We start from the raw sequence: 14,456 nt of genomic DNA, 5'->3' as shown, positions 1-14,456 counted from the left end.
GAATGCTTAGCTAACAAGCTAAAAGCTCCGCCCAATATCTGGTGCGGAGCTTTGTTTAAGGGGCTTAATGAAGGATTTATTTTCCTTCTACTTTTGCTTTAAGTTGTTGATACATATCTGGATGCTCGTTTTTCAGTAATTCGGCAACTTCCATATTTATGCGATTGAGCTTGCTTAATTCCAGCTGTTCAACATGTACCAGCCGTACCAGTTCGCGAACTGGTTTCGGAATGTTGCGGCCTGCTTCATACCGAGAACCGCCGGATTGTGTAACACCTACCTGACTCCAAAATTCAATCTGGTTCAAACCGAGTTTTTTACGGATTTCGCGCACATTGTTGATAGGTTTAAAAGCTTTCATAATTTTTATACCTTAAAACGAGTTGTCTATGTTTAAGTAAAATTAATTAATATGATCATTCATAAATATTAGTTGTTTTGGTAAGTTTGGTCATTTATTGTAATAAACCATACTTATCAATATGCATAATTATCTATGGACTTCAATATTATCACAATATTTTTTACATTCAATACAATATTGCTAATGGTTTACCTGTTTAAGGTGATTTTGAATGGTGTATTTTTATTTTAATTAAACTATTTTAAAATTTATTGCCTTAAATCAGATATAGATGTTGTATTAATGTAAAGTTTTACGTTTTTTTTGGTATTTTAAGGTTTTCCTGTCAATGGGCTGATTGTGAGTATCTCGTAGCCATTATCTGTTACTAGTACTTCATGTTCCCACTGGGCGGAGAGTTTGTGGTCCTTAGTAACTACTGTCCAGCCGTCACCGAGAATACGCAAATGGCGTTTTCCTTGGTTAACCATTGGTTCTACTGTAAATATCATTCCCGGCTGTAGTTTTAAGCCGGTATGGCGGCGACCATAATGCAACACTTGTGGTTCTTCGTGAAAACCTTTTCCCACTCCGTGGCCGCAGAATTCTTGAACCATGGAATAACCGGCATTTTCTGCTACCTGCTGACAGGCATAGCCAATGTCTCCCAGTGTTGCTCCTGGTTTAACAACGGATATACCGGCCATCATGCTTTCATGGGTGACATTAATTAGGCGGCGTGCCTGTGGACTGATTTCGCCTACAGCATACATGCGACTGGAATCTCCGTGGAAACCATCTTTAATGATGGTGACATCGATGTTGATGATGTCGCCGTTTTTTAAAGGTTTGTCATCGGGGATACCATGGCAGATAACATGATTGACGGATGTGCAGCAAGATTTGGGAAAGGGTGGATTGCCATATCCCAGTGGAGCGGGATAACCACCCTGTACGTTAATGTGGTAATCATGTATCAGTTTGTCGATTTCGTTGGTGGTGACACCTGGTTTGATAAATTGGCCAATATAGTCCAGTGCTTCAGCTGCCAGCCGGCCGGCTACGCGCATTGCGGCAATTTCTTCTGCATTTTTAATAATCACGCCCATGATTTTTCCTTTTAGGCTAATTAAAACTGTTTAAATGATAGTTATGCTTCAAGCATTTACTAGAAGGCTTAGTTCTTCTGCTATGTTTTGTTTGCGCATCAAGCTTTCTCCAATGAGAAATGTATTTACCTGATGCTGCTGCATCATGTGTATATCATCTGTGGTAAAAATGCCGCTTTCGGTAACGACTGTTTTGCCATTTAGTGCAGGCAGAAGTTTGATTGTTTGCTGTAGGTCTACTTCAAAAGTGCGCAAGTTACGGTTATTTACGCCCCAGAGTGGGGTAGACATAGAGATGCATTTCTCTAATTCTTCTTCATGATGGATTTCAAGCAATACGGTCATACCTAGCTCGTGGGCTATGGCTTCATATTCATTTAACTGGGTACGGCTGAGTGCTGCTGCTATCAGGAGTATAGCATCGGCATTATGTGCTCGTGATTGATACACCTGATAGATGTCGATGATGAAATCTTTTCGTAATACCGGCAGGCTGCAGGCATTACGGGCAATATTCAGGTATTCCAGACTTCCTTTAAAGTAGCTTACGTCGGTCAGGACGGACATGCATGCGGCGCCACCTTGCTGATAAGCATGAGCAATATCGGCGGGTGAAAAATCAGGACGAATCAGTCCTTTGGAAGGGCTGGCTTTTTTTACTTCGGCAATGATGGCTGCTTTGCCTTGCTGATGTTTATGATGTATGGCTTCCAAAAATGGTCTTGCCGGTGCCTGATCATAAGCTTTGGCACGTACTTCAGCCAGTGTTTCAGCGGACTTGGCTGCAACCATTTCGGTTTTTTTGGTAGCAATGATTTTATTTAGGATATCGCTCATGGTTTTGGTCCGGACTAGGATGCTGATTGTTCACAAGATATGACCGCTATATTCATAAATCTAATTTAAGTCTGACTTATGAATTTTAGGATTGTGTGTCTTCGGTAATTTCGTTTTTTAATAACTGAAAAATAGATCTGAATGCCTTAGGCGCTTTACCAGCGGCCTGTTCTTTACGCGCATTGCGTATCAGTGTGCGCAGGTTATTGATGTCAATATGTGGGTACTGGCTGATAACTTCTGTGAGACTATTGTCGTCTGCAATCAGACGCTCTCGCAGGTATTCGAGTCTCTGTAAATAGGCATTATGCGCACTGTTTTCGCCTTTGAGGCGTGATAGAAAATCGCTGATCGGTGCGGTATCAATTTCCCGCATCAGGCGGCCAATATATTGTGCCTGACGTTTGAGGGCGCTGTTAGAGCTGATTTTTTGATAGCTTAATACAGCCTGTAATAAGTCTTCGGGCAGATTGATTTTTTTAAGAGTATCTGCGGATAGTTTGGTTAGTTGCATACCCAGTTGCTGCAAATCATTCATTTGCTTTTTCATACGGGTTTTGCTGACCCATTCTTCTTCTGTCTGAAGTATGTTTTCAGTATGGCTGTTCATATGTTACGTATCACTAGTGTATCTGAATTTTATTTGTGTATTTTAGCAAAAAATCCGTATTATTTCAGTTGGCATGGCTGTTTTGCGGCTGCCAGTGCTGAATTCAGCATGCTAGAATGCATGCTTCTTGGCAAGAAGGTAAATTATGTTTCATCACGGTGCTGAACAGTTACAAGAGTTGTGCCGGCAGGCATTGTATAAAGCTAGGGTGCAAGGTGCGAGCGCGGCTGAAATTGATATCAGTGAATCAGTTGGACAGAATGTGCAAGTACGCCAGCAGGATGTTGAACATATTGAATATCAACAGGATAAATCTTTAGATGTGACGGTTTATTTGGGTCATGCCAAAGGCCGGGCTAGTAGTGCTGATTTTAATAATAGCGCCATTGATGAGGTGGTTACAGCAGCATTGAATATAGCTCGCTATACGGCACAGGACGAATGTGCAGGACTGGCTGATGCTGACTTATTGGCTACTGATGTGGGTGATACGGATAGTTATTTCCCATGGCCGTTGTCTGCTGATGAAGCTATCGCTATTGGTAAACGAACAGAACGGGCTGCACTGGATACAGATGCACGCATCAGCAATTCTGAGGGTGCTGAGGTTCAGACAGACCATTATCAGTATGTCTATGCCAATAGTAATGATTTCTGTGCTTATCAGCGTGGCAGCCGGCATAGCATATCCTGCAGTGTAGTGGCCTCTGATGCGTCTGGTATGCAGCGTGACTACTGGTATGATTTGGCGCGTGACCCTAAGGATTTAGATACAGCAGAGAATATCGGTAAGACTGCTGCTTCTCGTACTGTGCGTCGGTTGGATGGTCGCTCTGTAGCGACGGGCAAATATCCTGTAGTATTTGATACGACGGTGGCAGGAAGTCTGATTGGACATCTAGTGGGAGCGCTTAGTGGTGGCGCTTTATATCGAGAGACTAGTTTTCTGGTTGATTCTCTGGGTAAACAGATTTTGGCACCATGGGTGTGTCTACATGAAAGACCGCATGTAAAAAAAGCTCTAGCCAGTACTTATTTCGATGCCGAAGGTGTGGCTACGCATGATCGCACTATTATTGCAGATGGATATGTGTCGGGCTATTTTCTGAGTAGTTACAGTGCGCGTAAGCTAGGCATGACTACGACGGGTAATGCCGGTGGTGTACATAACTTATATTTAAATCATACGCATAAGTCTCAGGCAGAGCTGTTGCAGACTATGGGTACGGGTTTGCTGGTTACTGAGTTGATGGGTCAGGGTGTAAATGGTATTACGGGTGATTATTCTCGTGGCGCGGCTGGTTTCTGGGTAGAAAATGGAGTCATAACATATCCCGTAGAAGGTATTACGATTGCGTCACGTTTACAGGATATGTTTATGGCGATGATAGGTGCCGCTGACGATGCATTGAAACGCAGTACGCACAAGGTGGGTTCTATTCTCATTGGGGATATGACTGTTGCTGGTTCATAAGTATCTATATATGTATCAGATGATAGAAATGATGGATTTGGGTCAGTTTGAAAGGACTTAAGATGAGCTTCCGTAAAGCATTATGGTGTGTGTTTTTTCTGGCTGTACTGTGTGCTGCTGCTTCGTTTGTCGGCCAATATGTTTTGGGTATGAATCCTTGTGTATTGTGTATTGTGCAACGAGTGGCGGTGATCCTTACTGCATTGCTGGCTCTGTTATGTGCTTGTTGCCCTAATCGCAACTGTATTGAAAAAGTGATTAATGCAATTGTGGTTAGTTTGGCTCCGATTGGCGGTCTCTGTGTGGCGATTTACCAGATTTATATTCAGCACTTACCTTTAATTGACCAGCCGTCTTGCGGAGCTCCATGGACATTTCGGTTGCGTGATGCGCCGCTATTTCACTGGTATGAACCGATTATCCGTGGTACCGGTAATTGTGGTGAGGTGCAGCATATATTGTGGATACCGTTACCAGTATGGAGTGTTTTATTTTTTGTTGCAGTATTGCTGTGGGTATGGGGATGGTTATGGCAGTGTCGTACTCGCTCCAGAAAATGATAATGCTCTGTGTATTCTGTAATTGATTTGCCTGAATGAATGTATATGGTATGAAAGCTAGATTTTTACTAAAAACGGCAGCTAGGTTGATACTGACTGGATTATTGTTGTGTGGTTTATCTGCGTGTAAGGAGCATGGTAGCTGGAGTGGAGCGGATGATGATTCTCCGGATGATAACGGTAGAATATTGACTCAGCCTGCGCAAATAAGTCGGCTGATACCTGCACGTGTTGCTGAGCGGGATGCATGGGCAGCTGATATCAGCCAGATTATGGATGAGCTGAAAATCAGTAAAACCAAGGAAAATGTATGTAGTGTGGTAGCGGTAGTAGACCAAGAGTCGAATTTTGTTGCTAATCCTACTGTACCTGACTTAGGAAATAAGGCGATTAAAGCTTTTCAGACTGAAGTACCGCAGAAATTTGTGAAACAGTTTGGTCCGGCTCTTGGCCCGGCTGTTTCGCGCTACTTTACATATGTATTGATTAATGAACCCAGTAAAGACAACAGTTTTCTAATACAAATGCGTTCGGTAAAAACCGAGCAGCAGCTAGACTGGATATACCGGCAGATTTTTGCTTATGTTTCCAAACAATTTTATGCTGATTCGATAGCTAATGCAGCAGCTAAATTCATGGGCAAGGATTTGGGGGAGGAAAATAATCCCATTACGACCATTGGCTCAATGCAGGTATCTGTAAAATATGCGCGTGAACATCAGCGTGACCATGCTTCTGTTAATGAGTTGAGGGATTATATGTATACCCGAGAGGGCGGCTTGTATTATGGTATTCATCGACTGATGAAATATCCTGCTGCCTATGATAATGCACAGTATCGGTTTGCTGATTATAATTCCGGTATGTATTCGAGCCGTAACGCTGCTTTTCAACAGGATATTAATAAATTATTGAATCTTGATATGGCTTTGGATGGGGATTTATTGGTTTATGATAAGGATGATAACCCTCAATCTATGCCAAGTCAGACTGAAACTGCTTTGAATCAGTTATTTGCTGACCATGGTATTTCAATGAAACCGGAAGATATTCGTTCGGATTTGTTGCATGAAAAACAGGCTGAGTTTGAAAATACGTCCACGTATCAGAATGTGATAGCAATCTATAAACGTCAGTTTAATAAAAATCCTCCGTATGCAATTATGCCGCAAGTTGTGATTAGCGGGCCTAAATTAAGCAAGGATTACAATACTAACTGGTATGCGAATAATGTTAACCGACGCTATGAGGCATGTATGCGGCGCGGTGGCGGACGCCATCCAAAGAAATGAATCAGGCTTAAATTGATGGCTAGTGTGTTTATGCACTAGCCATTTTTTATATATTTTAATTTTGGGGTTTCTGTTTTGCTTCCAGTGTTTCCCAACGTTCAAGGTTTTCTAGCAATAATTCTTCAATTTCTGCAACACGTGCCTGCCATTGTGCAGCCTGTTTGTAATCGTTTTTAAAGATTTCAGGATCAGAAAGTTTATTATTTAATTCTGTTTGTTCTTCTTCCAGAGCAGCTATTGTATCGGGTAAGCTGTCCAGTTCACGTTGTTCATTGAAAGAAAGTTTTTCACTGCGCCGGTTTTTAGGGCGTGTTTTATCAGCGGTGTTGTTATTGGCCTTGTTTGTAATATTTAAAGGTGCTTGCAGGCTTTGCTCACGTTTTTGGGCATTAATATAATCCTGATAGCCGCCAATATACTCTTTTAGCTGGCCATTTCCGCTAAATACAATGGATTGAGTGACTACATTATCCAAAAAAGTACGATCGTGACTGACCAAAAACACTGTGCCTGTATAATCACGTAACAATTCTTCCAGCAATTCCTGTGTATCAATATCCAAATCGTTAGTAGGTTCATCAAGTACTAGAATGTTGGCAGCGCGGGTAAACAGCTTAGCCAGTAGCAAGCGGTTACGTTCTCCGCCAGACAATGATTTTACCTCGCTACGCACTCGCGCAGGTGAGAACAGAAATTCTTCCAGATAGCCGATAACATGTTTGCGCTGACCACCAATTTCTACGTAATCGTTACCTTGGCCGATGGTGTCGAAAACGGTATCGTTTTCATTCAATGCGCTGCGGAATTGGTCAAAATAGGCTACTTCCTGACGTGAACCCAAACGGATTTTACCGGATGTGGGTTGTAGCTCTCCTAAAATCAGCTTCAGAAAAGTGGTTTTACCCACCCCATTTGGCCCGATAAGGCCAATTTTATCGCCACGCTGAATAACAGCGGAGAAGTCGCGCATGATGATGTGATTACCATAAGAAAATCCTGCATGCTCAAGTTCGGCGATGATTTTGCCGCTGGCTTCGCCTCGGTTAAGGTTGAAACTGACTTGCCCCTGAACTTCGCGCCGTGCGGCACGTTCTCGCCGTAGTTGTTCCAGTCGTTTTACCCGCCCTTGGTTGCGAGTGCGACGAGCTTCTATCCCTTTTCGTATCCACGCTTCTTCCTGTGCATGGAATTTATCGAATAGACGATTGTGTTCGGCCTCAACAGCCAGCTCTTGTGCTTTTTTTTCATTGTAAGCACTGAAGCTGCCCGGATAGCTGCGCAGATGTCCACGGTCAAGCTCTACTATACGAGTAGCCACTTTATCTAGAAACCGTCTGTCGTGAGTGACGACAATCAGACTGCCGGCAAAATTACTCAGCAGATTTTCCATCCATTCAATTGCCTCAATGTCTAGATGGTTGGTGGGTTCATCTAGTAAGAGAATATCCGGTTTTTGCACCCATGCTTGTGCGAGTGCGACTCTTTTTTTCTGACCGCCACTGAGATTAGCGATAATTTCATTTTCAGGTAGGTTAAGTTCGCTCAAAGTTTGGGCAATCAACGCATCAAATTGCCAGCCATTACGGTTTTCCAGTTCGTTTTGTAATTCCGTTAAACGGTTTAAGCTTTTTTCATCGCTAATATTCTGGCTAAGTTCGTGATATTCATGCAGTAGGTTTTGTAATTCGCCTAATCCTTGAGCAATGGTATCGAAAATAGTCGCCTGTGGATCGAAAAACGATTCCTGCGGTACATAAACGATTTTCTGGTCGTTTTGAATGGTAAGTATTCCATCATCCAGTTTTTGTACGCCGGCGAGAATTTTTAATAATGTTGATTTACCGGCACCATTGCGGCCGATGAAACCGATTTTTTCTCCCGCATCCATTTGCAGAGAAGCATGATCTAATAACGGGTGATGGCCAACTGCAAAGCAGGCATTATCCAGAGACAAAATACTCATATTTCAACCAGACTACGTTAGGATATTTGTGATAGAAAGACTGGGTATTGTAACAGTTTCATCATTGAATTGTTGCTGTTGTCCTGTATGGCTACTGGTTAAAAATCTGGCAACTTTGGTCGGGCTGGCGGCTAGCGTGAAAAAAGTCCTCTTCTTCATCGCAACGGCTGCTGCTGGTTTGACACATAATAATTCGGCCATCCTGATTAAGTTTAAGTATACGTGGTTCTTCATTAGTATCCAGAGCAACGGCTTTAAGGGTGAAGTGCTCTTCTCGGGTAAAGCGAGGATTGCCTTGAAAGCGGAAGCAAAAATATTGATTTTGTGTAATAGGTAGGGTTGGCCAGCTGTTTCCATTTTTTCGGTAGCTGATATGATGCAGATAGTGTTTAGCTAGATACTGTCCGTTGATAAGTAAATCTGCCTGAGCCTGATGAAGTCGGGCTTGTAGAATGTGTTTACGGTAGGAAGGATAGGCTATGGCGGCTAATATTATAATAATGGAAAGCGTGATTAATAAATTCAATAAACTAAATCCCGATGAGTATCGTGTGGCTGAATATAGTTGATGTCTGAATGGGAATCGACGAGGTACCATGATTTAATAAATAATTATATACTATCGGCATTATATTATAACAACATATATATACGGAATATATTTTATTCGAATAAATCATTCTGCTTTGGGATTGAATGTGGTTAATAAAATAATAATCAAAATATAAACAAAAAGTTATTTTTATTTTATTTGTTTGAATTTTTGTTTAATATTTGGCTGATTTCACAGAAATGAATCTACTTACTTAAATAGTGGATTAATAGAATTAAATATTTTTAGTTGCTTTTTTGTTTTGTACTAAAAAAATGAAACGGGCTATATTGCCCGTTTTGTAATATGTTAAATACTTTTTCGCATTATCAGCGAGGATGTAAACTTTCCATGCGAATCATCGTTACAGGCGACAATACGCGTGGTAAGGCTTGAATCTGTGACATCGCTTGTTTGATAAAGCGTTCTTTAGTTGAATGGGTCAGGATCACAATTTCCGCAGTCTCTTTATTGATAATGCCTTTTTGAATGAGTGCTTCGATAGATATATTTTCTGCTGCCAGAATATTGGCTATTTCACCCAGAACACCTGGTTCATCGCAGGCAGATACGCGTAAATAATAACTACTGGTGATTTCATCCATGGGCAGAATGGAAATATTTTGTAGTGAACTAGACTGAAATGCCAGATAAGGTACACGATAGCTGGCTTCAGCATTCTGTAATCGGGTGACATCCATGATATCTGCCATGACGGCGCTAGCTGTAGGACCGGCACCGGCACCGGCACCATAATACAATGTCTGCCCGATCATATCAGCCTGAACTGATACGGCATTCATTACGCCTTCCACTTTTGCTAGTAGGCGGCTTTCAGGTATCAAAGTAGGGTGTACCCTAAGCTCAATACCTTCTGGAGTTTTGCGTGTAATACCAAGGAGTTTTATGCGATAGCCTAGTTCTTCAGCATAGCAAATATCCAGACTTTGCAGCTGGCTGATGCCCTCCAGATAACACTGACTGAAATTAATCGGAGTACCAAAGGCCAATGCTGAGATGATGCTAAGTTTATGGCCTGCATCGTGTCCTTCGATATCGAAAGTCGGGTCGGCCTCGGCATAGCCTAAAGCTTGAGCCTGTGTCAGTGCTTCAGGGAAAGTGCTCCCGTTAGCACGCATTTCGCTGAGAATAAAATTGCTGGTGCCATTGATGATGCCGGCAATGGATTCGATATGGTTGGCTGCTAGCCCTTCACGCAATGCTTTGATAATCGGGATACCACCAGCCACTGCTGCTTCATACATCACCATTACGTTGTGCTCAGAAGCCAACCGGAAAATTTCGTTGCCGTATTCAGCCAGAAGCTTTTTATTTGCTGTAACTATATGTTTGCCATTTTTGATCGCCTGAATCACTGCATCTTTGGCAATGGTTGAACCTCCAATCAGCTCTACTACCACATCTACATCAGGAGCTGTAACTACATCAAATACATTGTCTGTAATGTTGGTATCGGGGCCGCATATTGTTCGCGTTCGCTCAAGATTTCGGCTGGCTGCATGTGTAATAATCAGCTCCCGCCCCAGTCTGCGGGTGATTTCATGTGCATTATTCTGTAATAGTTTGACGGTACCACCACCAACTGTACCTACGCCCAGCAAACCAATGCGAAGTGGCTGCATTTTTACTCCTTAAATTAGACGAATATGATTGTATGATTGACTGATACTTGCAATTTTACGTAAATAATCTACTATGCTAGCGGAAAACCGCTTTTTTGACTACTACTGTACTGCACTATCTGAAGATGTGTCTTAGGCGTAAGGAATATTTAATGCAGATTGATGAAATCCGTGACAAACAGGGTTTGTGGATTGAAGAAATTGATACGGGACTAATTACTATTAATGGAAAGCAATATTCAAAGCCTGTTTGTATTACAGATATTGAAGTATTGCCATTAGCTAAAAATAATGCGGCAGAATTAAGTATTGAAGATTTTGCTCTTGCCTTGCAGAAACATCCAGAAGTTATTCTGATTGGTACGGGTAGTCAGCATGTATTTATCCATCCGCGGCTGACCGCTCAGCTGGCAGCCAAAGGAATTGGTGTAGAAAGCATGACTACTGCGGCTGCCTGTCGCACATATATGGTATTGCGCAGTGAAGGCCGTAGTGTTTGGGCTTGGTTGTGGCCGTTAATGGAAAATTAGAGTTTTTCTGGAAATCAGAGTTTTGTATGGATGGATTAGTCGCCAAGTGTGTAGATACGTTTATTATATTGGCTTGATAGTGTTTGTTTAATTGAATGCTTGGCATTATCTTTTGAATATAAAAATCAGGCTGCCAGCAAAAATGAATGGCAGCCTGTATCTTATTTATATCAGCTATTTATTTTACGATTGTTGTATTCTGGCCTTTGATTATGCTCATACCGGCACTAACGAGGCTGCCAATATCGGCTACATTGGCCGGCATAATCAGTGTATTGTTGGTTTTCGCCAGTTTGGCAAAGGCATCTACATATTGTTCCGCAACTTTAAGATTGACAGCTTCGGTACCGCCAGGTTCTTTTACTGCGGCAGCAACCTGACGAATGGCCTCAGCGGTAGCCTGAGCCACCAAACGCAGGGCTTCAGCTTCACCTTCTGCACGATTGATTTGAGCGACTTTGGCGCCCTGAGATTCATTGATTGAAGCTTGTGCTTCACCTTGAGATTTCTGAATTTCGGCTTCACGCTGACCGGCTGCCAGATTAATCTGCTCTTGCTTGATACCTTCAGATTGGGCAATACGGGCACGCTTTTCTCGTTCAGCGGTAATTTGTGCCTGCATTGAACGTAAAATTTCCTGTGGTGGTACTAAATCTTTGATTTCATATCGTAATACTTTTACGCCCCATGATACGGCTGCTTCATCCAGAGAGGCTACCACTGTACGATTGATGTCGTCACGTTCTTCAAATGTTTTGTCCAGCTCCATGCGGCCGATAACTGAGCGCAATGTGGTTTGTGCCAGCTGGGTAATGGCTACAACAAAGTTGCTGGAACCATAGGAGGCAAGTTTAGGGTCTGTTACCTGAAAATAGATGATGCCGTCTACTGTAAGCTGGGTATTATCCCGAGTGATACATACTTGGCTGGGTACGTCCAGCGGGATTTCTTTCAGTGTATGTTTATAAGCTACTCGGTCAATTATCGGAATAATAAAATTCAGACCGGCTTCAAGCGTGGCATGATAGCGTCCCAGACGTTCGACAATGTAAACCTCTTGTTGTGGCACAACTTTAAATGCCATGCAAATAAAAAAGACTATGGCAGCAAGGAAGATGAAGGTCAGAATCATGATTATTCCTGATGGTTGATAGATGCAGATAGAGTGAGATTTAAAATATTTCCGTTATGACTGATGATATGAGCAGTGTCACCGGCTTTGGCATGGGTAGGCTGAGTAAAACGTGCCTGCCAAATGGTGCCGCGGTATTGTACTTGCCACAAGCCATCGGTAAGTGGTTTGGACAGGATTACAATCTGGCCATAGTCAGGACTGTCACTTGCTTTGGCTTTGTTTTCACGCGGATGCTTCTTTTGCCATACACGTACAATAATGATACCGATAAGTGAAAAAAACGTGGCTAAAATTGCGTTGGTATTGTTGCTGGTGTTTAGCAGCCATTCAGCTAAACCAGCGCTTAAGAATGAAGCGCTTATGACAAGTAAATAAAATGTGCCGCTAAACATTTCAAGTACAAACAGTACGAGGGCAAGAATGCACCATATCATTAAAATCTCCTTTTTTGTATTGGTTTTTTAGGGAATTATTAATTATTCATGAGCTGCATATACCCGTTGCCGGCGCGTTTCACTTAAAACGATTCCGGTACTGACAGAGACATTGAGGCTTTCAACCGTACCAAACATGGGGATAGAAACGAGTGTATCACACAAGTCACGTGTTAAGCGGCGCATGCCGCTGCCTTCTGCACCCATTACCCAGGCTACTGCTTGTGGTGCATTAAAATGATATAAATCATCACTGCCATCCATGGCTGTTCCAACAATCCAGATGCCGCGCTGTTTCAAGTCACGGATGGTACGCGCTAAGTTGGTTACGGTAATGTAAGGTACTGTTTCTGCTGCTCCGCAAGCTACTTTGCTAACGGTGGCATTGAGGCCGGCACTTTTGTCTTTGGGAGCGATGACAGCGTGCACGCCCATTACATCGGCTACGCGCAAGCAGGCACCTAGATTATGCGGATCGGTAATGCCATCCAGAATCAGCAATAAAGGTGGTTCATTCAGATTATCTAGTACGTCTTCTATGTCTATATGTTGTTTGGAGGCATCGATAAAGCCAACTACACCTTGATGGCGCGCGTGTTTGCTTAAGGTATCAAGGCGAGCCTGATCAACGCTGATAATGCGTACATTTTCTGCTTCAGCTTTATTTATGACGTCACGCATACGGGCATCATGTTTTCCTTCGAGTACATAAAGTTCGATAATGCTACTAGGGTTCTGCCATAGACGTGCATTAACTGCGTGAAACCCGATGATGAGACGCTGATTAGACATAGATATTACTTCAATATGTAAAGTGGACAATTATAGCGGAAAACGTAGTATCAATCTGATTGTACCTGATAAATATAATATTTAATATGTTAATGTAATTCGATTTTATCTGGCTATGTTTGGTTTGCTTTGATAAAAGTGTGCTAGTTTTGGTATGTATAAAAGATGCAATAAATTATATGATTTTGTAAAAATTGTAATTACAAATTATTATTGTGATTCAATGGGTTGTAATGGCGTTAAAGTGTGTCGTTCTGTTTGCAATAATGAAGCATTAAACTGTCTGTTGTGGCATCTAGATAATCAAAACAAAATGGCATAGCCAATTTTTGTTTGATGAATAACCTTAATCACCGTAAGGAGTATCTATGGAATACTATTTGTGGGTGTTGGCAAAGTTTGTTTCTGGCTTTCTGATTGTTATTCTTCATCTGAATTTTACTGGTAAAACTCAATTAAATCAGATGACTCCGGTGGATTTTATTGGGAACTTCGTCCTCGGCGGTATTATCGGCGGGGTAATTTATAATCAGGATATTCCATTTTATCAATATATTATTGTGTTGTTGATGGGTGTGGTACTGATTTCAATTTTAAATTGGTCGTGTAAGCATATTTCATTTTTAAGAATGTTTGCTATTGGTGAGCCGATTCCGATTATGAAAGATGGACGCTTTCTGATGGATAATATTTTAGATAAAAGAAATAAAGTTGATATTCTGAATATTGCTTCTATATTGCATGCACAGGGTGTGACTTCTTTTCAGGAAGTGAATTATGCCCAGATTGAACCTAGAGGTGATCTGACTGTTTTGACCGATAAAGGAAAATACCCTTCATTGATTTTATTTAAGGACGGAGAGTTTCGCAAATCCGAACTAAAGAGAATTCATGAGGAAGAGGAATGGCTGAAACAAAAAATTCAGCAGGAGCATCTGGCAGAAGACGATATCTTTATGGTTGAGTTTTGGAATGGACAGTTGAATTATATTTTAAAGACTGGTGAAGTGAAAAAGGAAAAACAGGAGAGATAGTTGAATTACATGGTAATGCTGGAGAAATGCACAGAAGAGGTTACAATAGCATTTTGATTAAAGTTTTTTATTGCTGTGCAGCCATTAGAATATTGTTATCAGAAGATA

The 14,456-nt window shown here is 41.8% G+C and carries 15 protein-coding genes; 5 read left to right on the top strand and 10 right to left on the bottom strand.

The annotated features are described in order from the left end of the window. Positions 1 to 76: 76 nt before the first annotated feature. From ACQP6D_RS01355 to yjgA, 4 genes are all read right to left on the bottom strand, one after another. Positions 77 to 361: a helix-turn-helix domain-containing protein gene (locus ACQP6D_RS01355; RefSeq protein ID WP_100140121.1), complete on the bottom strand. Its 285-nt coding sequence runs from the start codon at positions 359 to 361 to the stop codon at positions 77 to 79. Positions 362 to 675: 314 nt separating this feature from the next. Then, a complete protein-coding gene (map, locus tag ACQP6D_RS01350; RefSeq protein ID WP_100140122.1) occupies positions 676 to 1,455 on the bottom strand; it encodes a type I methionyl aminopeptidase in 780 nt (259 codons plus the stop codon). A 45-nt stretch (positions 1,456 to 1,500) separates the two neighbouring features. After that, a complete protein-coding gene (trpC, locus tag ACQP6D_RS01345; RefSeq protein WP_267408010.1) occupies positions 1,501 to 2,289 on the bottom strand; it encodes an indole-3-glycerol phosphate synthase TrpC in 789 nt (262 codons plus the stop codon). 85 nt (positions 2,290 to 2,374) lie between these two features. Then, complete coding sequence (gene yjgA, locus ACQP6D_RS01340) at positions 2,375 to 2,878, bottom strand: ribosome biogenesis factor YjgA (RefSeq protein ID WP_100152732.1); 504 nt, start codon at positions 2,876 to 2,878, stop codon at positions 2,375 to 2,377. Positions 2,879 to 3,041: 163 nt separating this feature from the next. Between yjgA and pmbA the strand changes: the two genes are divergently transcribed. The 3 genes from pmbA to ACQP6D_RS01325 all read left to right on the top strand — a co-directional run bounded on the left by pmbA (position 3,042) and on the right by ACQP6D_RS01325 (position 6,225). Continuing rightward, positions 3,042 to 4,373 (top strand): metalloprotease PmbA, encoded by a 1,332-nt coding sequence (gene pmbA / locus ACQP6D_RS01335; protein WP_267408362.1) that lies wholly within the window; start codon positions 3,042 to 3,044, stop codon positions 4,371 to 4,373. 62 nt (positions 4,374 to 4,435) lie between these two features. Continuing rightward, a complete protein-coding gene (locus tag ACQP6D_RS01330) occupies positions 4,436 to 4,933 on the top strand; it encodes a disulfide bond formation protein B (protein WP_267408009.1) in 498 nt (165 codons plus the stop codon). Between the two features lie 50 nt (positions 4,934 to 4,983). After that, positions 4,984 to 6,225: a DUF1615 domain-containing protein gene (locus tag ACQP6D_RS01325; protein WP_427857257.1), complete on the top strand. Its 1,242-nt coding sequence runs from the start codon at positions 4,984 to 4,986 to the stop codon at positions 6,223 to 6,225. 55 nt (positions 6,226 to 6,280) lie between these two features. Here ACQP6D_RS01325 and ACQP6D_RS01320 read toward each other — a convergent pair whose 3' ends face one another. The 3 genes from ACQP6D_RS01320 to ACQP6D_RS01310 form a co-directional block, all read right to left on the bottom strand. Beyond that, entirely contained in the window at positions 6,281 to 8,188 is a 1,908-nt protein-coding gene (locus ACQP6D_RS01320) for an ATP-binding cassette domain-containing protein (protein ID WP_427857256.1), read from the bottom strand. Between the two features lie 91 nt (positions 8,189 to 8,279). Beyond that, on the bottom strand, positions 8,280 to 8,714 hold the full coding sequence (locus ACQP6D_RS01315; protein ID WP_267390247.1) for a type IV pilin protein: 435 nt from the start codon (positions 8,712 to 8,714) through the stop codon (positions 8,280 to 8,282). A gap of 395 nt (positions 8,715 to 9,109) precedes the next feature. Continuing rightward, on the bottom strand, positions 9,110 to 10,423 hold the full coding sequence (locus tag ACQP6D_RS01310; protein ID WP_267390248.1) for a homoserine dehydrogenase: 1,314 nt from the start codon (positions 10,421 to 10,423) through the stop codon (positions 9,110 to 9,112). Between the two features lie 152 nt (positions 10,424 to 10,575). Here ACQP6D_RS01310 and ACQP6D_RS01305 point away from each other — a divergent pair, with 152 nt between their 5' ends. Further along, entirely contained in the window at positions 10,576 to 10,953 is a 378-nt protein-coding gene (locus ACQP6D_RS01305) for an Mth938-like domain-containing protein (RefSeq protein ID WP_427857255.1), read from the top strand. Positions 10,954 to 11,131: 178 nt separating this feature from the next. On the opposite strand, the gene ACQP6D_RS01300 is transcribed toward ACQP6D_RS01305, so the two are convergent. The 3 genes from ACQP6D_RS01300 to rlmB are packed head-to-tail and all read right to left on the bottom strand — an operon-like array spanning position 11,132 to position 13,314. Further along, entirely contained in the window at positions 11,132 to 12,085 is a 954-nt protein-coding gene (locus ACQP6D_RS01300; RefSeq protein ID WP_371688281.1) for an SPFH domain-containing protein, read from the bottom strand. Between the two features lie 2 nt (positions 12,086 to 12,087). Beyond that, complete coding sequence (locus ACQP6D_RS01295; RefSeq protein ID WP_427857254.1) at positions 12,088 to 12,522, bottom strand: NfeD family protein; 435 nt, start codon at positions 12,520 to 12,522, stop codon at positions 12,088 to 12,090. A 42-nt stretch (positions 12,523 to 12,564) separates the two neighbouring features. Beyond that, positions 12,565 to 13,314 carry a 23S rRNA (guanosine(2251)-2'-O)-methyltransferase RlmB gene (rlmB, locus tag ACQP6D_RS01290; RefSeq protein ID WP_100152508.1) on the bottom strand — a complete coding sequence of 250 codons (750 nt, stop codon included), beginning with the start codon at positions 13,312 to 13,314 and terminating at the stop codon, positions 12,565 to 12,567. Positions 13,315 to 13,682: 368 nt separating this feature from the next. On the opposite strand from rlmB, the gene ACQP6D_RS01285 reads away from it, so the two are divergent. Beyond that, entirely contained in the window at positions 13,683 to 14,348 is a 666-nt protein-coding gene (locus ACQP6D_RS01285; protein WP_267408005.1) for a DUF421 domain-containing protein, read from the top strand. Positions 14,349 to 14,456 lie beyond the last annotated feature (108 nt).

Origin of the sequence: Snodgrassella sp. CS2 (assembly GCF_050310315.1) — a bacterium.
Taxonomy (GTDB): Bacteria; Pseudomonadota; Gammaproteobacteria; order Burkholderiales; family Neisseriaceae; genus Snodgrassella; species Snodgrassella alvi_E.
The sequence above is the reverse complement of the archived record's forward strand: the minus strand, read 5'-3'. Positions and strand labels throughout refer to the sequence as shown.

Coding starts and splice junctions, on each gene's coding strand:
- ACQP6D_RS01355 (WP_100140121.1), bottom strand. CDS start 361: ATGAAAGCTTTTAAACCTATCAACAATGTGCGCGAAATCCGTAAAAAA.
- trpC (WP_267408010.1), bottom strand. CDS start 2,289: ATGAGCGATATCCTAAATAAAATCATTGCTACCAAAAAAACCGAAATG.
- ACQP6D_RS01330 (WP_267408009.1), top strand. CDS start 4,436: ATGAGCTTCCGTAAAGCATTATGGTGTGTGTTTTTTCTGGCTGTACTG.
- ACQP6D_RS01325 (WP_427857257.1), top strand. CDS start 4,984: ATGAAAGCTAGATTTTTACTAAAAACGGCAGCTAGGTTGATACTGACT.
- ACQP6D_RS01320 (WP_427857256.1), bottom strand. CDS start 8,188: ATGAGTATTTTGTCTCTGGATAATGCCTGCTTTGCAGTTGGCCATCAC.
- ACQP6D_RS01310 (WP_267390248.1), bottom strand. CDS start 10,423: ATGCAGCCACTTCGCATTGGTTTGCTGGGCGTAGGTACAGTTGGTGGT.
- ACQP6D_RS01305 (WP_427857255.1), top strand. CDS start 10,576: ATGCAGATTGATGAAATCCGTGACAAACAGGGTTTGTGGATTGAAGAA.
- ACQP6D_RS01300 (WP_371688281.1), bottom strand. CDS start 12,085: ATGATTCTGACCTTCATCTTCCTTGCTGCCATAGTCTTTTTTATTTGC.
- ACQP6D_RS01295 (WP_427857254.1), bottom strand. CDS start 12,522: ATGATATGGTGCATTCTTGCCCTCGTACTGTTTGTACTTGAAATGTTT.
- rlmB (WP_100152508.1), bottom strand. CDS start 13,314: ATGTCTAATCAGCGTCTCATCATCGGGTTTCACGCAGTTAATGCACGT.
- ACQP6D_RS01285 (WP_267408005.1), top strand. CDS start 13,683: ATGGAATACTATTTGTGGGTGTTGGCAAAGTTTGTTTCTGGCTTTCTG.